Annotated in this window: 18 protein-coding genes; 1 reads left to right on the forward strand and 17 read right to left on the reverse strand. The window is 58.7% G+C overall.

The window, feature by feature from the left end; translation table 11 throughout:
- Positions 1-20 precede the first annotated feature (20 nt).
- The 11 genes from R2N16_RS00485 to rfbB all read right to left on the reverse strand — a co-directional run bounded on the left by R2N16_RS00485 (position 21) and on the right by rfbB (position 12,308).
- Entirely contained in the window at positions 21-1,307 is a 1,287-nt protein-coding gene (locus tag R2N16_RS00485) for an O-antigen polymerase (protein ID WP_316663470.1), read from the reverse strand.
- On the reverse strand, positions 1,294-2,580 hold the full coding sequence (locus R2N16_RS00490) for a lipopolysaccharide biosynthesis protein (protein ID WP_316663472.1): 1,287 nt from the start codon (positions 2,578-2,580) through the stop codon (positions 1,294-1,296). Before R2N16_RS00490 ends, R2N16_RS00485 begins: the two co-directional genes overlap by 14 nt.
- A 26-nt stretch (positions 2,581-2,606) precedes the next feature.
- Positions 2,607-3,638 (reverse strand): glycosyltransferase family 4 protein, encoded by a 1,032-nt coding sequence (locus tag R2N16_RS00495; RefSeq protein WP_316663473.1) that lies wholly within the window; start codon positions 3,636-3,638, stop codon positions 2,607-2,609.
- Between the two features lie 63 nt (positions 3,639-3,701).
- Positions 3,702-4,598, reverse strand: a complete 897-nt coding sequence (locus R2N16_RS00500; protein WP_316663476.1) for a GDP-mannose 4,6-dehydratase — start codon at positions 4,596-4,598, stop codon at positions 3,702-3,704.
- Positions 4,599-4,600: 2 nt separating this feature from the next.
- Positions 4,601-5,635 (reverse strand): GDP-mannose 4,6-dehydratase, encoded by a 1,035-nt coding sequence (gene gmd / locus R2N16_RS00505; RefSeq protein WP_316663478.1) that lies wholly within the window; start codon positions 5,633-5,635, stop codon positions 4,601-4,603.
- Positions 5,632-6,873, reverse strand: a complete 1,242-nt coding sequence (wecC, locus tag R2N16_RS00510) for a UDP-N-acetyl-D-mannosamine dehydrogenase (RefSeq protein WP_316663480.1) — start codon at positions 6,871-6,873, stop codon at positions 5,632-5,634. Before wecC ends, gmd begins: the two co-directional genes overlap by 4 nt.
- On the reverse strand, positions 6,873-7,994 hold the full coding sequence (gene wecB, locus R2N16_RS00515; RefSeq protein WP_316663482.1) for a non-hydrolyzing UDP-N-acetylglucosamine 2-epimerase: 1,122 nt from the start codon (positions 7,992-7,994) through the stop codon (positions 6,873-6,875). Before wecB ends, wecC begins: the two co-directional genes overlap by 1 nt.
- Before the next feature lie 196 nt (positions 7,995-8,190).
- Positions 8,191-9,630, reverse strand: a complete 1,440-nt coding sequence (locus tag R2N16_RS00520; RefSeq protein ID WP_316663484.1) for a mannose-1-phosphate guanylyltransferase/mannose-6-phosphate isomerase — start codon at positions 9,628-9,630, stop codon at positions 8,191-8,193.
- Between the two features lie 80 nt (positions 9,631-9,710).
- Complete coding sequence (rfbC, locus tag R2N16_RS00525; RefSeq protein WP_316663486.1) at positions 9,711-10,268, reverse strand: dTDP-4-dehydrorhamnose 3,5-epimerase; 558 nt, start codon at positions 10,266-10,268, stop codon at positions 9,711-9,713.
- 35 nt (positions 10,269-10,303) lie between these two features.
- Positions 10,304-11,287, reverse strand: coding sequence for a dTDP-4-dehydrorhamnose reductase (gene rfbD / locus R2N16_RS00530; RefSeq protein WP_316663489.1), 984 nt, complete (start codon positions 11,285-11,287; stop codon positions 10,304-10,306).
- Positions 11,241-12,308 (reverse strand): dTDP-glucose 4,6-dehydratase, encoded by a 1,068-nt coding sequence (gene rfbB, locus R2N16_RS00535; protein ID WP_316663491.1) that lies wholly within the window; start codon positions 12,306-12,308, stop codon positions 11,241-11,243. Before rfbB ends, rfbD begins: the two co-directional genes overlap by 47 nt.
- 228 nt (positions 12,309-12,536) lie before the next feature.
- Between rfbB and R2N16_RS00540 the strand changes: the two genes are divergently transcribed.
- Complete coding sequence (locus tag R2N16_RS00540; RefSeq protein WP_316663493.1) at positions 12,537-13,400, forward strand: symmetrical bis(5'-nucleosyl)-tetraphosphatase; 864 nt, start codon at positions 12,537-12,539, stop codon at positions 13,398-13,400.
- 10 nt (positions 13,401-13,410) lie between these two features.
- Here R2N16_RS00540 and R2N16_RS00545 read toward each other — a convergent pair whose 3' ends face one another.
- The 6 genes from R2N16_RS00545 to R2N16_RS00570 form a co-directional block, all read right to left on the reverse strand.
- Complete coding sequence (locus R2N16_RS00545) at positions 13,411-14,208, reverse strand: lysophospholipid acyltransferase family protein (protein WP_316663495.1); 798 nt, start codon at positions 14,206-14,208, stop codon at positions 13,411-13,413.
- A complete protein-coding gene (locus R2N16_RS00550) occupies positions 14,195-15,472 on the reverse strand; it encodes a dihydroorotase (RefSeq protein WP_316663498.1) in 1,278 nt (425 codons plus the stop codon). Before R2N16_RS00550 ends, R2N16_RS00545 begins: the two co-directional genes overlap by 14 nt.
- Positions 15,473-15,480: 8 nt before the next feature.
- A complete protein-coding gene (locus tag R2N16_RS00555; RefSeq protein WP_316663500.1) occupies positions 15,481-16,452 on the reverse strand; it encodes an aspartate carbamoyltransferase catalytic subunit in 972 nt (323 codons plus the stop codon).
- A gap of 64 nt (positions 16,453-16,516) precedes the next feature.
- Positions 16,517-17,035 carry a bifunctional pyr operon transcriptional regulator/uracil phosphoribosyltransferase PyrR gene (gene pyrR / locus R2N16_RS00560; protein ID WP_316663502.1) on the reverse strand — a complete coding sequence of 173 codons (519 nt, stop codon included), beginning with the start codon at positions 17,033-17,035 and terminating at the stop codon, positions 16,517-16,519.
- Positions 17,032-17,469, reverse strand: a complete 438-nt coding sequence (gene ruvX / locus R2N16_RS00565; protein ID WP_316663503.1) for a Holliday junction resolvase RuvX — start codon at positions 17,467-17,469, stop codon at positions 17,032-17,034. Before ruvX ends, pyrR begins: the two co-directional genes overlap by 4 nt.
- Positions 17,462-18,034, reverse strand: coding sequence for a YqgE/AlgH family protein (locus tag R2N16_RS00570; RefSeq protein WP_316663505.1), 573 nt, complete (start codon positions 18,032-18,034; stop codon positions 17,462-17,464). The genes ruvX and R2N16_RS00570 overlap by 8 nt, the downstream gene beginning before the upstream one ends.
- Positions 18,035-18,093: the final 59 nt, after the last annotated feature.

Below are 18,093 nucleotides of genomic sequence, written 5' to 3' on the forward strand. Positions count from 1 at the left end.
TCAGAAACGCGGCAACCGATTCAGGAAACCGTACGCGTGACGAGTAGACGCGTCGCGGACAGCTTGATCGTGAGCCAGAATGGAAGATAGATGGTCAGGAAAAGCACCGTGACGGAAGCGGCCTCGCCACGAAAATAGTGCAGCAGAAGACTCACAAAGAGCGCATGCCGGCCGAGCGTCAAATCGCAGTCCGGTCGACTACGGACGGCACGATAGGACAGGCCATACAGAAAACCGGCCACCAGCCCTCCCGCGACTAATCCAAACCACCCGAAATTCATATACATCTCACCGAAGAAACCTGGTGGAAGCGTGGTGCCCTCATTCAGCCACGCCGCTGGCCAGAACGCCATAGTAAAGACGCCAGGAGCAGTCAATGGCTTTGCCGGATAAATCGCCGAAGGTATCCAAATAAGAAACATCATCAGCAAGGTCTGGCCATACTCGAACTGCATCTGATTCGGCATAGCGTCCATCAGCACAGCCATCGTCTGAAGTTGCATCATGTTTCCCGTGAATTGAAGGAACAGGAACTTCAGAAATGCTGACAGCACCGTGTCACCATATGCTGTAAAGGCAAAATGCCCCAGTACAAGATACTCTTGCTTAATAACGTGGTAGATCATCAGCAGCACAAACAGAAACACGCCAAAAATCAAGAGCTTCCATGCCGAGAATAGGCGCACTCGATAGTGCCAGACCATCGCAAGTGCGAGGATGTAAACAAAGATAGTTGCCTTGGCACCCTGCAAAGCAATGATTGAGATTGAGACCAGAACATAGAACAGGAAAAGCATGACGGAGGCACGCGACATCCGGCTCTTCCCATTGGTCAACATGAGGGCCCATGCCAAGCCAACACTCAAATATGCGTTCTGAAGCAAGACAATGAAGTTCATGCCCGCCGACGCTCGAGTCCGGTCACTTGCGGCGACTAATGCTTCCTCAAACCCACCTTGCAGGTGAATGGTTAACAGCAAGCCACTAGTGGCAATAGCACCAAGGATGTAAAACGACAGCGGAAGATGCCTACTTTTAAACCCTAGACACCTTAGCATCTTGGAAGGTGAGGGCGATTTTATGTGACTTCCCACGATTGCCATGTACGCAATGACAAAGCAAAGCATGACAAGACTGTATCCAAGCACGGCTTGCAATGCAGCATTGAATCGATCCGAGAATGTAAATTGCCAGAACTGAGTGAATCCGTCCTCCTGATTGAGAAACGGGTAAACCGGCAACAAAACACCACCAACGAAAAAAGCCGTCATCAAGGACAATGGTGAAAACGGATCAGTGCGACGCATTGCCTCTCCCAAGCGAGCGATGATAGCCAAGCGATGCCCAAAGACCCGACACCTTGAACGCACCTAGATGCAACATCAATGAGACAACCGATCCCGCAACAAATAGAATAATCACGCCATCGACTGCGAAATGCCGTGCGAGAGGATATGCACACGCTCCGGTGATAAAAACTTCTACAACATTGATGTATACCGAGACGCGGTATTTTCCAAGTGCGGTGATTGCCGTGCCCATGGAAAGCGTAATAGCGCGCAACGGCAGAGCGAAACTCATGATGAACAGCGCATTCATCGTCGGCGTATAAGACAACCTAAGCCATTGCCGATTAATAAACCATGCAACAAGTACCAAGGAGAAAAACACCATCGCCATGGCCAGCATATTGCGCATTAGCCGACCGAACCGCGCACGAACAAGTGCGGGCGCGTGCAATTGAGAAACAAGGCGGGGCAACTCTACCTGCATCGTTACCGCGAGAAGCAGGTTGGGAGCCATCAAAACAAGCGACGCAAGCCCGAAGAAACCGATCTGATCTGTTGGAACCTTAGCTGCAGCCAGCGCCAGAATTGGTAAATTATCGCAGAGCAGACGAACGAATAGCGCCAAGTTTGCCGTGATACCGAGCGAAATGATGCCCCAATTAGGCAACATGTGACGATTGAAGCCACCGCTTCCCTGGAGATAGCGGCGCACGCCCAGCAACATGCCAATCAGGACTGCGCTCTCACCAATGTAACGACCGGCAACCCAGCCCTCCACACCGAACGACCACGACAGCAAACAAACGATGCCGACCGCGAAACAAGTCAGTATTACCACACGGACAGAGAATGTGGACGCAGTCTGAGTACCCTGTAAAAATGCGGCAATGACACGGATTGTGTTGCTGAGCAGAGCGACGCCCGCAATCATTGAAGCATGCGTAACCATCGCCCCAGACAAAACGCTGCGCATCAACAAGAGCACGATCACAACAAGGCTGCCCACCATTAATTCCATGCAGATGAGCCGCTTGAGCAATTGAGCTCGCTCGATATCACCCTGCAAAGCTGCAATCTCGCGAATCGCCAAAGTTGGCGCGCCAACAGAGGTGCCCAGCACCACGATCGATAAAATGCTCTCGATGGTGCGAATGACACCCAGTTGATTTGGTGTCAGAAAGAATGCCGAAAGGAACTGCGAAATGAGAACACCGCCTTGGATACAGGCGGTCAGTATCAAGACGCCGATCGCTGTCCGATATCGTTGGAGAAGGAGGAATATCTTTGCCACGGATTATCGTCTTTGTATGACGGCTGTCAGTGAGATGACTTCACCGTGGCGAGAATGCCGGCCAGTTGCCTCGTTCGTTGCTCGATCGAAAAGTGCGTTTCGATGTGGCGAAGTTGCGCAGCCTGCATGTTCGGATCGATCGCGCTATTGGCTATATCCAGCATCGCCTGAGCCAGTTGCGCGACGTCGTTAGGAGCCACAAAGCGTGCATACGCTCCCGCGACCTCCGGCACGGCGCCGGAAGGACTAGTGATGACCTGTGCCCCGCATGCGATGGCCTCCCCGATTGCGTGACCAAAACCCTCAAACAGTGTCGGCTGAACGTAAGCGAGACAGCGGCGATAGTGCGCGCGCTTCTCCTCGTCGGAGATCATCCCGACAAAATCCACACGGTCAGCCACCCCAGCCTGTTTCGCCAACGCGACCAAGACATCATGGTGGTCACCCTTCTTCCCTGCCATGACAAGCCGCAAGTCGGGCCGTGCACGCGCAACACGACCAAACGCCTCGACGATCGAATCCAAGCATTTGCGCTTCGCATTCGTACTGCTGCTCCAGCTCACCGTAAAGAAGTAGTCACCACGCTCCGTCGCAACCGTGCCCGGGTTGTAATAGGCCGTGTTAATGGCCAACGGACTCAGCACAGGATTGCGCACCGGCAAGTGCTTCGTGACGAGATCGTACTCACACTGCGAGATGAAGAGATTCCGTGTCGCCCACTTGAGCGCGAACTTCATCAGGATCTTCTGCCAGAACGGGCGATCGAGATAACACAGTCCGGGAATCACGCCATGACACGTGTCATAGTCAAATGCGCCGGTCACGATCACCGGACGTCGGCCGACAATGGATCGAAGAATGGGATAGAACGCATACGTCCACCACCAGCAGTAGTAGACGTCGGCAGTCTTGTCCAAGCTTTTGAAATCCCCCGCCAGCACGACCTCATGGCCGAGGCTTCGAAGAATCTCGATATCAACCTTGTAGAACTCGACCTTCTCAAACATTTCACGCCAGTTGGCGTGGTTAGTCATGTTCGCGAAAAAGCAGATGCGCATGGATGTCAGATCCGTACTGGGCTGTCACGATGCGGACGCCCGGCGTCCACCTTCGCTCAGAGTTCAATGAGTTGCGCCGGTATACCGGTCGTACATGCGCGCAAGAATGTCGCGCAAATCGGGCGCAGGAATATCACCGACGAGGCGCCGCAACTTTGCCGGCGACCCATACAGCCGAATCACCTCTGCGCCACGCACCAGAGCGGGGTCGACTTCGACATGAATGTCACGCCCTGAAATGTCTCTCATCGCATCAAGAATCTCTGCGACAGAGTAGGCGCGGCCGCCGCAAATGTTCACCGTCTCGGATACTGCGCTTCCGACGAGCAGCCGACGGTACGCCTCGACGAGATACAGCACATCGCTGATGTCTCGGGACACATCGATATTGCCTAGGCGAATGGCGGACACACCGGAAGCGAAATGCTTGACGATCTTAGGCACCAGGAAATTCTCTGCCTGCCCGTAGCCCGTGTAGTTGAACGGGCGCGCAATCAGCATGGGCAGCTTGGCAAACCAGTTGCGACAGATCATCTCCATCGCCAGCTTGCTGTTGGCGTAGTGATTCGTTGGGGCTGGTGGCACGTCCTCGGTGATTGGTAATTGCTCTGCGTTTCCGTAAACATTGGCACTACTGGCCAGCAACACCTTGGTCGGACTCACACCCGCGGCAACAATGGCCTTGAGAAGCGACTCCGTCCCGAGAACGTTGACGCGATAGAACTCAAGCGGGTCATCGTGCGCCACGTAGGCGATGGCTGCCAGATGCACAACATAATCTGGCCGCACAGCATCAATGATCCGGGTCAGCGAGTCAGTATCGTTCAAGTCACAGTGCCGAACCCCCTCACCTGCGCCCTGACCTATACCGTGCACCTCTAGACCATCCGCAACCAAGGCGTCACGCAAGTAACGCCCCGTGAAGCCAGACAGTCCCGTCACAAAGACTCGCTTGGACATGATCAGCACGAGAAGCCGTTGCGGTTTCGGCGTAGGTCGGCCTCAACCATCAACTGACACAACGTCTCAAGCGACGTTTCGGGGCTCCACCCCAATTCACTGCGGGCCTTGGACGGATCACCGATCAGCAGGTCCACTTCCGCCGGGCGATAGAACTTCGGATTCACACGCACACGCTGCTTGCCGGTTGCCACGTCGACGGCGACTTCCCGCTCAGCCTTGCCCGTCCAAGCGAGTTCAATCCCAGCGGCCTTAAATGCCATCGTGACGAAATCACGCACAGTCTCTGTGCGGTTGGTCGCCAGAACATACGTGTCCGGGCGATCGGCCTGGAGCATCAGGCGCATGCCATCGACATACTCTTTGGCGTACCCCCAATCCCGCTTGGCATCCATGTTGCCCAGTTCCAGGCAATCCAGTTGGCCGAGCACGATCTTGGCAACGGAATCCGTGATCTTGCGCGTCACGAATTCCTTACCACGCAGCGGCGACTCGTGATTGAACAAGATACCGCTGGCACCGAAGATGTCGTAGGACTCGCGGTAGTTGATCGTGATCCAGTGCGCGTACAGCTTGGCCACACCGTATGGGCTACGCGGATAGAACGGCGTCGACTCAACTTGCGGCACAGCTTGCACCTTGCCGAACATCTCCGACGTCGAGGCTTGATAGAAGCGGATCGACGGATTGACGATGCGAATCGCCTCCAGCAGATGCAAAGCACCCAGACCGGTGATGTTTGCCGTGTTGATCGGCTGGTCAAATGACACGCCGACAAAACTCTGTGCGGCGAGGTTGTACACCTCATCTGGTTGAATCTTGTCCAGCAAGCGGATCACACCGGACGGATCGCATAGATCGAACTCCACGAGCTCCAGTTCCGGATGGTGCTCAATACCCAGTTCGGTCAGCCGCCAGAAGTTGACGGTGCTGGAGCGTCGATACGTACCATACACGCGATAGCCAAGCTCCAGCAGACGCTGGGTCAGATAGGCGCCATCCTGGCCAGTGATGCCGGTAACAAGAGCTTTTTTCAACGGACAATCCCTCGTGTGTCGATAATCGATTTACCTTGCAGAGCCCCCCACGGAATCGCCTTGAACTGATCGTGGTCCACAAGCAGCACAACGATATCCGCGCGATCAAGCGCAGTTGCGGCGTCGGCCAACTCCACCGTGCCGGACAACGAAGCGGGTAGCGCCTCGACATGAGGCTCCACCGCTAGAATCTTGCCGACGCCATCGGCAGCCAAGCGGCGAACGATTTCCACCGACGGACTCTCGCGCAAATCGTCGATGTTCGCCTTGAACGCAAGGCCCAGGCAAGCGACAACAGGGGCCGCGAGGCCGTGCGCAGCCTCCTTCACCTTGTTGATCACGTAACCCGGCTTGCCGTCGTTGACCTCCCGTGCGGTACGGATCAAGCGCGCCTCGTTTGGCGCCGAATCCACAATGAACCACGGATCGACGGCGATGCAGTGCCCGCCGACACCAGGGCCCGGCTGCAGGATATTCACGCGTGGATGGTGATTTGCCAGGCGGATCAACTCCCAAACATCGATCTTCAATCGATCACAAATCAGCGAGAGTTCATTGGCAAAGGCGATGTTCACATCACGGAACGCGTTCTCCGTTAGCTTGGCCATCTCTGCGGTACGTGCGTCCGTCTTCAGGCATTCACCTTGAACGAACGCGCCGTATAGCTGCGCTGCCCGATCTGCCCCCTTAGCCGTCATGCCACCAATGATACGGTCATTGGAAATCAGCTCTCGCAGGATATGGCCGGGCAGCACACGCTCGGGGCAATATGCCAGATGCACGTCGGCCTCTTCCCCTGCTTGATGCGGGAACTTCAAATCAGGACGCGCCTCGGCTAGCCAAGCCGACAATTGCTCCGTCGCACCCACCGGCGAGGTGGATTCCAGCACAACGAGATTGCCGGCTGCCAGCACCGGAGCAATCGAACGGGCCGCTGCTTCAACATAAGCTAGGTCCGGCTCGTGATCGTTCTTGAATGGTGTCGGCACTGCGATCATGAATGCATCGGCAGCCTGCGGTGCGGTGGTGGCCGACAAAAAACCATCCTGGACCACCTGATGAACCAGCAGATCAAGGTCCGGTTCAATGATGTGGATCTCGCCGCGATTGATCGTATCAACGACGTGCTGATGGACATCGACACCGTAGACTTTGATGCCTCGGCTCGCGATTACGGTGGCTGTGGGCAGCCCGATATAGCCCAGGCCGATCATCGAGACCGAACGGATTGTTGCCATTATTCAAACTCCCTTGCAAGGATATCGACGATGCGGCGTGCCGCCTTGCCATCGCCATATGGATTGTGGGCGTGAGACATGCTCCCGTATATCTCGGCATCATCGAGCAAGTTGACTGCCTCACTGAAGATCTTTTGCCGGTCCGTACCCACAAGTCGTACCGTTCCTGCAGCTACCGCTTCGGGCCGCTCTGTCGTATCACGCATGACTAAAACGGGCTTGCCCAGGGATGGCGCCTCCTCTTGAATCCCACCACTATCAGTCAGGATGAGATGGCTCTGCCCCATCAAATAGACAAACGGCAGGTAGTCCTGCGGCTCGATCAGATGAACGTTCGGCAGACCACCAAGAATGCGTGACACCGGTTCCTGAACATTCGGATTCAGATGGACGGGATAGACGATCTGAACGTCGGGGCGAGCGGCAAGATCAGCCAAGGCAGCACAAATATTCTCGAAACCCACGCCAAAATTCTCTCGACGATGGCCCGTCACCAGGATGAGCCGACTGCCCTTGCATAGGTAGGGAAAACGCTCTGCCAACTGATCATGCATGGCGGCACTGTGCCCAATGCGCGCATGTACTTCGAGCAGGCTATCGATGACGGTATTTCCCGTGACATGAACAGTCTCAGCTGCAATGCCTTCCCTCAGAAGATTCTGCCGAGCTTGTTCCGTCGGTGCGAAATGCGTTGCCGAGATCGTGCCGGCGATCTTGCGGTTCATCTCCTCGGGCCACGGGGAATAAATGTTCCCAGTGCGCAAACCGGCTTCCACATGGCCTACCGCGATGCGATGGTAGTAAGAAGCCAGGGTTGCTGCCATTGTAGTGGTGGTGTCACCGTGCACCAGCACCAGATCGGGTCGCCAGTCATGGAACACTCCTCTCAGCCCGATCAGGACGCGCGCGGTCAGGTCAGTGAGATCCTGGCCCGGCTGCATCAGATCCAGATCAAACTCCGGCACGATGTCGAAGAGCGACAACACCTGGTCCAGCATCTGGCGATGTTGGGCCGTCACACAGACTCGAGCATCGAACCGGGGATCGGCCTTGAGGGCCTCGACGACCGGGGCCATCTTGATGGCTTCCGGGCGCGTACCAAAGACAACTAGAACTTTCATAGTTCGCGTATCAACTGCGGCTCCACTTGTACCAGCCGGCAAACGGACAAGAAGGCCGACGGCATTCGCCGGCGCGGGCCCGACACAAAGTCCGGCCCTCTTGAGCATGTGTTTTATTAGGAAAAACCCTGCATTCTAATCCAAATCGGCCTCAGGCCGCCCTACCTCGATCTTCGAGCGTCGCTCGCGCCAGCTTTCAAGATGCCCGTCCATAGGAGTCTTCGAAACGGACAATGTCGTCCTCTCCGAGATACTCGCCACATTGGACTTCGATCATGATCAGGTCGATCACCCCTGGGTTGATCAGGCGATGCTTGTGACCTGCAGGAATATAGGTGGATTGATTGGGCTGCAACTGGATTGTCTGCTCGCCGTTGACGACCGTCGCTGAGCCGCTGACCACAATCCAATGTTCGCTGCGATGGTGATGCATCTGCAGGGACAACTGCTCATGCGGTTTCACCACGATGCGCTTGATCTTAAAACCGTCTCCCTCCTCAAGCACCGTATAGGTGCCCCATGGGCGATGCGCCGTCCGGTGAATTCGATAGCTATCGTGACCGGCTTTCTTCAGCTGGCCCACGATGTGTTTCACGTCCTGGGTGTTGTCGCGATTGGCAACAAGTAGCGCGTCCGGCGTATCGACGATGATCAGATTCTTTACACCAACCGCGCCGACCACACGATCCTCGCTCTTGATGTAGCAATTACTGACTTCATGTAGCAGCGCGTCGCCATAGATGCGGTTGCCCTGCGAATCAGGAGGTGTCAGCTCACTGATGGAATGCCATGACCCGATATCGCTCCACCCCATATTGCTAGGCACCACAGCAACACGATCGGACTTCTCCATGACAGCATAGTCAATCGAAATGTCTGCGACATGCTTGAACTCCTCCGCGTTCAGTTCGAGCGAGCGACAACCGCTGGACGTTGCCTCGCTCCCCGAATCGACGCTCCGTTCACAGGCTTGCAGCAAATCCGGCACGAGCTTAGCGAACTCCTCCGTGATGGAGCCCGCGGTAAAGCAAAACATGCCCGAGTTCCATAGATGGATTCCGCTTGCGACGAACGCTTCAGCGACATCCAGCTTGGGCTTCTCGATAAATCGAACTACCGGGTGGACGCCTTCCCGCCCCTGACCGGCATCCAACTCGATGTATCCGTAACCGGTCTCCGGCGATGCCGGACGAATACCAAAGGTAACGATGCGCCCGTCCAAAGCAGCCGCTGCTGCAGTTTCGACGACAGCCTTGAACTGATTCAGATCCTCGATGAGATGGTCGGCTGGCAAAACCAGCATCACGGAATCCGCGCCATGGCGTTGCCGAATCCAATATGCCGCCGAAGCCACGGCCCCTGCTGTGTTTCGACCAAACGGCTCCAGCACAAATCCAAGGGGGATTTGTGAATCGTTGATTTCCTGGCATTCATCACGTGTCAGAAAATACGTCTCGCGGTTCGTGACTAGGACGACCTCGGGCACCTCGGGGAACAAGGTGGCTCGCTTGAACGTTTTCTGGAGAAGGCTTTCACCATCAGCCAGCTTGAGCAGCGGCTTCGGATACGACTCGCGCGACACTGGCCAGAGCCGCGTGCCGGCACCACCGGAAATGATGACGGGAATAATCTTCATTTTGAGCAATCGAGATTTAACGCATAATTGTAAATTAGTCCTACCACTCTCCTCTCCCCCGAATTCCACGTCGTTCAAAATTACGGCAGCATAAAAGCTTCAGCCTTGCGCAACGGTTGCCCAACACGATCCTTGGGCGACAACGTCGGCACCTCCCTGATAGGCCACTGAATGCCTACTTCGACATCATTCCAAAGCAAGCACCGCTCAAACTCCGGATGCCAGAATTCCGTCGTTTTGTAGAGCAGTTCTGCGTGCTCGGACAGCACCAGAAAGCCATGCGCAAAACCCTCTGGAATCCACAGTTGCCGCCGGTTCTGAGCCGAAAGCGTGACACCAGTCCACTGACCAAACGTAGGGGAGTGGCCGCGCAGGTCGACCGCCACGTCAAAAACTTCACCGGCAACGACCCGCACGAGCTTTCCTTGCGGATACTGAATCTGGTAGTGCAGGCCACGCAGCACGTTGCGCACAGATCCAGAATGGTTGTCCTGAACGAATACGCGATTCAATCCAGTTGCCGCTTCGAAAGCTTGCGCGTTAAAGCTTTCATAAAAGAACCCGCGCTCGTCGCCGAATACCTTCGGTTCAAGGAGCAATACATCCGCCAACGCGGTTTGCGTCACTTTCAGTTTCATGGGCATCCATCGTTCAGAGCGATTCTCACGTGGCCCTATTGAACATCTCGCACCGTAAATTCCGGCAAATGAAGAATCTGGTCCAGCATGCGCAGCAAACCAACCTTCCAGTCCGGCAACCCGATATCGAACGTCTTTCGTAGCTTGGAGGTGTCCAGGCAAGAATATGCCGGGCGTGGCGCCACCGCCGAGTAGTCCGCCGCGGAAATGGGTACAACGTGTTCAGGCCCTGCCCTTAAAGCAACGCCCCGCTTCTGCGCATGCCTCAGCACCTCCACTGCATAGTCATGCCAGCTCACTTGTCCCGCGGCCGCCACGTGATAGAGCCCGAAAGGAAAACTCTGCCGATCATCAAATTGCCAGTAGCGTGCCAACAAATCGGTGGTGACCTCTGCAATCAACTCCGCGGTGGTAGGCCCCCCAACCTGATCAGCGACCACGCGCAAGGCATGACGCTCTCGCCCCAATCGCAAAATGGTCTTGGCAAAATTGGGCCCGTGCATACCCGCGACCCAGCCTGTACGAAAGACCAAGGCATGAGCACCGCTTTGAGCAATCGCTAAGTCCCCGGCCAGTTTGCTTTTGCCATAGATCGACAGTGGATTGGCTGCATCGACTTCAAGATAAGGGCCCGATTTGCGTCCATCGAAGACATAGTCTGTCGAGTAGTGCACAAGCAGGCTGCCCATTGCCTTGGCTTCCTCCGCCAGAAGGCCGACAGCAAGGCCATTGATGGCAAAGGCTTGCTCGGTTTCGGCCTCTGCTCGGTCCACGTCGGTGTAGCCCGCCGCGTTCACGATCACATCGGGCCGGACTTCGCGCACCGCCTTGCGCAAAGCCGCGGGCTGCGCAAGATCGCAAGCAACGCGATCCAATGCGACCACACGCCCAAGGATAGCCAGCCGCTGTTGCAGTTCGAAACCGAGTTGCCCGTTGCAGCCGGTCAGCAATAGCGTGGGCCGGACTTCAACATCAACTCGCATGCTGTTCGGCCGATGTTCCGGCAGATTCTTCGCCATGAACGGCCGCCTGTACCCACGCCGGGTTATCCAGGAACCATTGGACCGTACTGCGCAAGCCCGAATCGAACGACACCTTAGGCTCCCAACCCAGATCGCGGCGGATTTTACCGGCATCGACGGCATAGCGCCGATCATGACCGGGGCGGTCCTCGACAAAGCGAATCTGCTCGCGGTACGAACCTTTGTCCTTGGGGCGCAGTTCATCGAGCAGGTCGCATAAGGCGTGGGCGATCTGTAGATTCGATCGCTCGTTGCCACCTCCCACGTTGTAGCTCTCGCCTGCGCGCCCATTTGCAAGAATTTCGCACAACGCCGAGCACAGATCACCGACGAACAGCCAATCACGAACGTTGAGGCCATCGCCATAGAGCGGCAGGGGCTTTCCAGCCAGTGCGTTGGTGATGATCTTTGGAATCAATTTCTCGGGAAACTGGTAAGGCCCGTAACCATTCGAGCAGTTGGCCGTGATAACAGGCAACCCATACGTGTGATGGTAGGCCCGAACGAGGTGATCGGCGCCAGCCTTGGATGCAGAGTAGGGGCTGTTGGGCCGATATGGTGTTGTTTCGGAGAAGCGCGGAGCACCCGGACCGAGCGAACCGAACACCTCATCCGTCGAGACATGAAGAAAGCGGAAAGCCGCCCTACTCTCAGAATCCAAACTGTGCCAGTACGCCCGAGCCACGTCCAACAATGTGAACGTTCCGACAAGGTTGGTTTGGATAAAAGCGGCCGGTCCTTGAATCGATCGATCAACGTGACTTTCGGCTGCAAAGTGCACCACTGCACGGGGCCGATACTCACCGAAAAGCTCCTGCAATGCAGCAAAGTCGCAGATATCTAACTGGAGCAGGCGATGGCGCGGATCGAGATGGGCTCCGGCAAGGGTAGCGCGATGGCCTGCGTAGGTCAGCTTATCGACATTGACGACTCCATCCGCAGTCGGATCGGACAGCCACCGCAGCACAAAGTTGCCGCCGATGAACCCAGCGCCACCGGTTACCAAAATATGGGGCAAACTCTACACTCCTACCTGTCATGGGCCTGCCAGTCATAGCATGCTGAGGTCCACGCCGTCCCCGCAACAAAGGCGGCAAAACAGCAAACTGCCGTGCGTATCACGGCAAACGCCGTATTCTATCGCTCCCCTATGCACTCTCCCGGGAAGGCCTCCAGAAATTTGTTGCACGTTGTAATAATCGAGGCGCCCGGGTCGCAAACCGGCGTTATTCCCATTTGATTGATCGTGCCTAGTCCCTCTTTTGAATCGACCACCCCCCACGCCGTCGGCGACCTCCAAGGCTGCTGCTCCCCCCTCCAAACCCTGCTGGCAGCCCTCCCCGCCCACGCCCCCCTGCGCTTCGTCGGTGACCTCATCAACCGCGGCCCCGACTCGCTGGCCACGCTGCGCCAAGTCATCGCGCATTGCGAATCAGGACGCGCACGCACCGTCCTTGGCAACCACGACATCCATCTGCTTGCGGTAGCGGCAGGCGTACGGAGACCGGGCAAGCGAGACACGATCGCCGACATCCTCTCCGCCCCCGATAGCGACCAACTCGTCACCTGGCTGCGACACCAGCCGCTGGCCATCTTCGAAAACAGCTTCCTGATGGTGCACGCCGGCGTCCTGCCGCAGTGGACGACGGGCGACGTACTGGAGCTGGCCGGTGCGGTGGAGCGTGAGCTGCGCAGCCCTCATTGGAAAACGTTCCTGGCCGATGCGTTTGGCAACCATCCGGACAAGTGGAGCAACGATCTCGTCGGCATGGACCGACTGCGCCTGACCATCAACGCCCTGACGCGCCTGCGCTTCTGCAAGCCCGACGGCACAATGGACTTCGAAACGACGGACGCCGATGGCGCTCCGGATGGCCACATGCCGTGGTTCGACGTGCCGGGCCGTCGCACGCGCGGCACGCCGATCGTATTCGGGCATTGGTCAACACGCGGCCTGGTGATGCGCGACGATGTGATGGGCCTGGATACAGGCTGCGTGTGGGGCGGCAAGCTCACGGCGGCCAAAATGTCGCTGGCGCCGGCCGGGCGTGACGTGGTGCAGGTGGATTGCGAGCAGGTGCAGGACCCGCTCGCACACAAGAAGAAGTAAGTCGGCGGCCCTAGCCTGCCCTGCCGATCAACGCGGCAACGGCTTCCTGGCTGTGGGCAGCCAAGGCGCGGCGATCCATCTCGGGCGCCACGGCCGGGCCCACCAGAACTTCCACCACCAACGGCGGCCCGTTGAGCATGGCGTTGATGGTGTCCATCATCGACAGATCGCCGATATACGCGGGGATGGTCGTCAACTCACCCGTCGCGGCAATGCGATAGCGCAGCGCCAGGGGACGAATCGGTGCGCCAGCGCTGACCGGCGCCTGAAACAGGTTGGCATGGAACGGCAGCAACTGCAGCCCGTCAGATGTCGTGCCTTCGGGAAACACGCAAATGGCATCGCCCGAACGCATCGCATCGGCGATGACGTGCATGATGCGATGCGCATCGCGCTTGCGGGCGCGCTCGACGAACAGCACGCCCGTTTGCGCGCAGAGCCAGCCAATCACCGGCCAACTGCGAATCTCTGATTTGGCGACGAAGCGCGGCGGGTACCAGCTGTTGATTGCGTAGATGTCGATCCACGACACATGGTTGGATACCAGCATGGAGCCAGCCAGTTCCTTGCCCGCAACCTGCTCGCCATGCACAACGAGCGAGACGCGGAACAGCGCGAGCAACTTGCGCGACCAGCGCTGAATCAGCGCCTGCTTGGTTTCAGGCTTGATCCACCAGAACAGCAGCGCGCACGTGGTGAGGCCTTCGGCCAGATGCACGAGCAGCCGCAGCTTGCGCAACACATGCTTGCGCTGCGGCGTGCCCGCCTCGGCGGGCGCGCTTTCCATGCGTTGGTCAATGCCCGTCATAGGCAAGATGGCCGGCGACCATCGTGGCACGTACGCGGCCGGCCAGCTCGAAGCCCAGGTACGGTGAGTTCTTGCCCTGACTGCGCAGCGAGCGCGGCTCGAGTTTCCAGGTCGCATCCGGATCGAACACGCACACATCGGCCATCGCACCGACTTCCAGCGAGCCCGCATGCAGGCCGAGCACGCGAGCAGGCTCGCTGGTGATGCGGGCCAGCGCCTTCGACAGCTCGACCTTATGCTCGGTAGCCCAGCGCAGCGTGAGCGGCAGCAGGGTTTCGAGGCCGGTCGCGCCGGGCGTGGCCTCGGCAAATGGCAGCAGCTTCTCGTCGTCATCCACGGGCGTGTGGTCGGAACAGATCGCGTCGATGGTGCCATCGGCCAGCGCGCGCACAATGCCATCGCGATCGCGGCCCGAACGCAGCGGCGGGACGAAGCGCATCTGCGAATTGAAGTAGCCGATGTCCACGTCGGTGAGCGAGATATGGTGGACGTTCACATCGCACGTGACCGGCAAGCCTTCTGCCTTGGCACGGCGCACGAGTTCAATGCCGGCAGCCGACGACAGGCGGCACAGGTGCACACGGGCGCCCGTGCTGCGAATCAGCTCGAAGATGGTGTGCAGGCGCACAGTCTCGGCAATCACCGGCACCCCCGAGAGCCCCAGGCGCGATGCCAGCGGGCCACTTGCCGCCACGCCCCCCTTGCCCAGATACGGGTCTTCCGGGCGAAGCCAGACGGTAAAGCCGAAGGTCTGTGCGTACTGCAGCGCGCGCATCAGCACTTGCGTGTCGGCCATCGGCGCATCGGTCTGCGAGAAGCCAACGCAGCCCGATTCGGTCAGCTCGGCCATCTCCGTCAACACCGCACCCTTCAAGCCAACAGTGAGCGCGCCGAGCGGATACACGTGCGCCTGGTTCAGATTGCGCGCGCGGAACTTGAGCATTTCCACCAAGCCTGGTTCGTCCAGCACGGGATCGGTGTCCGGCGGGCACACCAGCGAGGTCACGCCGCCGGCCATCGCGGCGGCCATTTCCGATTCAAGCGTGGCCTTGTACTCGAAGCCCGGCTCACGCAAGCGGGCGGACAGGTCAATCAGGCCGGGGCAAACAACCAAGCCCGTCGCGTCGACAGTCTTGTTGGCATGGAAATCCGCCGGCGCGTGGCCAACACCCACCACCTTGCCCGCTGCGATGTACAAATCCTGTTGCGCGTCGATGCCGTTGGCCGGGTCGATCAGCCGGCCGCCTTTGATATGCAGTTTCATCGCTCTTCTTAGTCGTTATTGCCAGCCACGATGCCCATCACGGCCATGCGGACCGCAATGCCGAACGTCACTTGGTTCAGGATCACCGACTGCACGCCGTCAGCCACGGCGGAGTCGATCTCCACGCCGCGGTTCATGGGGCCGGGGTGCATGACGATGGCGTCCGGCTTGGCCAGGGCCAAGCGCTCCTGCGTGAGCCCGTACGCCTTGAAGTACTCCTGCGCGGAGGGCAGCAGCGCACCGCTCATCCGTTCGTTCTGCAGACGCAGCATGATGACCACGTCCACGCCCTTCAGCCCGTCTTCCATGTTGTGGAAAACGCGCACACCCATGTGTTCCAGCCCCCCCGGCAACAACGTGCGCGGGCCGATGGCACGGACTTCCGCACAGCCCAACGTGGTCAAGGCGTGGATGTCGGAGCGCGCCACGCGCGAGTGCAGGATGTCACCGACGATCGCCACCGTCAGGTTGGAGAAATCCTTCTTGTAGTGGCGGATGGTGTACATGTCGAGCAGCCCCTGCGTGGGGTGCGCATGGCGCCCATCGCCGGCGTTGATCACATGCACGTGCGGCGCAACGTGTTCCGCAATCAGGTACGGCGCCCCGGAGCTGGCATGCCGCACGACAAACATGTCTGCCTGCATGGCAGACAGGTTGTTGATGGTGTCGAGCAGAGACTCACCCTTGCTGGTGGACGACGCATTGATGTTCAGGTTGATCACGTCTGCCGACAGCCGCTTGGCCGCGATCTCGAACGTGGTGCGCGTGCGCGTAGAGTTCTCGAAGAACAGGTTGAACACGCTCTTGCCGCGCAGCAGTGGCACCTTCTTCACCTCGCGGTCGGAATCCGATACGGAGACGAACTGCTGCGCGGTGTCCAACACGTGCGTGAGGATGTCGCGCGACAGACCCTCGATCGACAGCAGGTGCTTGAGCTCGCCGTTTTTCGTGAGCTGCGGGTTGGCGAAAGTCTTGGGCATGAGAAACGAAAGGCGACGAGGTCAGGACAGGTCAGGACAATGCAGAAGCCATGCAGAGCGCGGGTCAGGCACCCTTTGGCTCGCGCGTGAATGTAAAGCGTGCGGAAGCGCCCTCCCCGGTTTCACTCAGCACGAGCGATTCGTTGGGCGGCAGCGTGATGCGCTCACCGATGTAATCCGGGGCAACGGGCAGTTGGCGCTCGCCGCGGTCGACCAATACGGCCAGCTCCACCGCTGCCGGACGACCATAGTCGAACAGCTCGTTGATGGCCGCGCGGATGGTGCGGCCGCTGGCCAGCACGTCGTCCACCAGCAGGATGCGGCGCTCGTTGACGTCGAATGGGAGCGTAGTCGGTTGTGCCTTGGCGTGCAGGCCCTTCTTGGCGTAGTCGTCCCGATGCATGGCGACGTTGATCACGCCATATTCCGGCAGGCCAAGGTCATGCGCCAGACGCTTGGCGATCCAGGCGCCGCCGCTGACGATTCCAGCCACCGACCAGGCATGGCCGTCGGCCATCCGCGTGCGCAGTTGTGCGACGAGGCTCTGGTAGAGGGCCTCGGCATCGATCTGTTGCGATGTCATGATTCGTCGAAAAACTGTTGGAGGATGATGCGCGCGGCTTCTGCGTCGAGCACATCGTCGGAGGCGCCGGCGTCCTGCGCGGCGATCGAAGAATACCGCTCGTCCACCCAGGTGACCGGCAGGCCATAGCGGCCGTGCAATTGATTGCCGAAGCGCTTGGCGAGCTTGATCATCGGCTGCTCTTCGCCGTCGGGGTGGACGGGCATGCCGACCACGAAGCCGACGGGCTGCCATTCGCCAACCAGCCGCGTGATCTGCGCGAAACGGAAATCGACCGAGCGGTTAGGAATGGTCTCCAGCGCCCGCGCCGAGCGCGTGATGGAGTTGCCCAGCGCCACGCCGATGCGTTTTTCGCCGTAATCGAATGCCAGCAAGGTGCCCTCTGCGGGCACGGAAGCGGTGGCCAGGCCCGTCGACGATGCGGGCTCAGGCATGCCCCGCCTCACCCGACAGCATGGCAGGGTTGATGCCGAGCAGGCTCAGCGCCGCGGCAAACCGCGCTTCAGGAGGCACGTTGAAGATGATCTCGGGATCCGCCTGGACAGTCAGCCAGCCATTGCGGCTGATTTCGTCTTCCAGTTGACCGGCGCTCCAGCCGGCATACCCGAGGGTCAGGATGAAGCGATGGGGCCCGCCACCCTGGGCGACGGCTTCCAGCACATCTTTGGAGGTCGTCATTTCCAGCCCGCCCGGCACCACCAGCGACGACGAATAGGCGCCCGTGGCGTCGTGCAGCACGAAGCCGCGCTCGGTCTGCACCGGGCCGCCGTAGTACACGGATTGTTCTGCGAGGGGATGGATTTCGAGCTTGAGGTCGATCTTGTCGAACAGCGTCGCCAAGTCGATATCGATGGGGCGGTTGATCACGAGCCCAAGCGCGCCGCGCTCATTGTGCTCGCACATGTAGACGACCGTGCCCGAAAACGTGGAATCCGCCATGCCGGGCATAGCGATCAGGAACTGATTCGTGAGATTGATAAGTGCGTCCGGCGAGGCCATGAGGCTAGTTTACCAAAAGCCCCCGACCACTGCCCCTTTCATTTGGAGGAATCGGCCCG

This window comes from Ralstonia psammae (genome assembly GCF_958405935.1).
GTDB lineage: Bacteria > Pseudomonadota > Gammaproteobacteria > Burkholderiales > Burkholderiaceae > Ralstonia > Ralstonia psammae.

Coding starts and splice junctions, on each gene's coding strand:
- rfbD (WP_316663489.1), bottom strand. CDS start 11,287: ATGGCGAAGAATCTGCCGGAACATCGGCCGAACAGCATGCGAGTTGAT.
- R2N16_RS00555 (WP_316663500.1), bottom strand. CDS start 16,452: ATGCCCAAGACTTTCGCCAACCCGCAGCTCACGAAAAACGGCGAGCTC.
- rfbC (WP_316663486.1), bottom strand. CDS start 10,268: ATGAAACTGAAAGTGACGCAAACCGCGTTGGCGGATGTATTGCTCCTT.
- R2N16_RS00520 (WP_316663484.1), bottom strand. CDS start 9,630: ATGAAGATTATTCCCGTCATCATTTCCGGTGGTGCCGGCACGCGGCTC.
- R2N16_RS00495 (WP_316663473.1), bottom strand. CDS start 3,638: ATGCGCATCTGCTTTTTCGCGAACATGACTAACCACGCCAACTGGCGT.
- R2N16_RS00570 (WP_316663505.1), bottom strand. CDS start 18,034: ATGGCCTCGCCGGACGCACTTATCAATCTCACGAATCAGTTCCTGATC.
- R2N16_RS00550 (WP_316663498.1), bottom strand. CDS start 15,472: ATGAAACTGCATATCAAAGGCGGCCGGCTGATCGACCCGGCCAACGGC.
- R2N16_RS00545 (WP_316663495.1), bottom strand. CDS start 14,208: ATGACGGGCATTGACCAACGCATGGAAAGCGCGCCCGCCGAGGCGGGC.
- wecC (WP_316663480.1), bottom strand. CDS start 6,873: ATGGCAACAATCCGTTCGGTCTCGATGATCGGCCTGGGCTATATCGGG.
- pyrR (WP_316663502.1), bottom strand. CDS start 17,035: ATGACATCGCAACAGATCGATGCCGAGGCCCTCTACCAGAGCCTCGTC.
- wecB (WP_316663482.1), bottom strand. CDS start 7,994: ATGAAAGTTCTAGTTGTCTTTGGTACGCGCCCGGAAGCCATCAAGATG.
- R2N16_RS00485 (WP_316663470.1), bottom strand. CDS start 1,307: ATGCGTCGCACTGATCCGTTTTCACCATTGTCCTTGATGACGGCTTTT.
- ruvX (WP_316663503.1), bottom strand. CDS start 17,469: ATGCCTGAGCCCGCATCGTCGACGGGCCTGGCCACCGCTTCCGTGCCC.
- R2N16_RS00500 (WP_316663476.1), bottom strand. CDS start 4,598: ATGTCCAAGCGAGTCTTTGTGACGGGACTGTCTGGCTTCACGGGGCGT.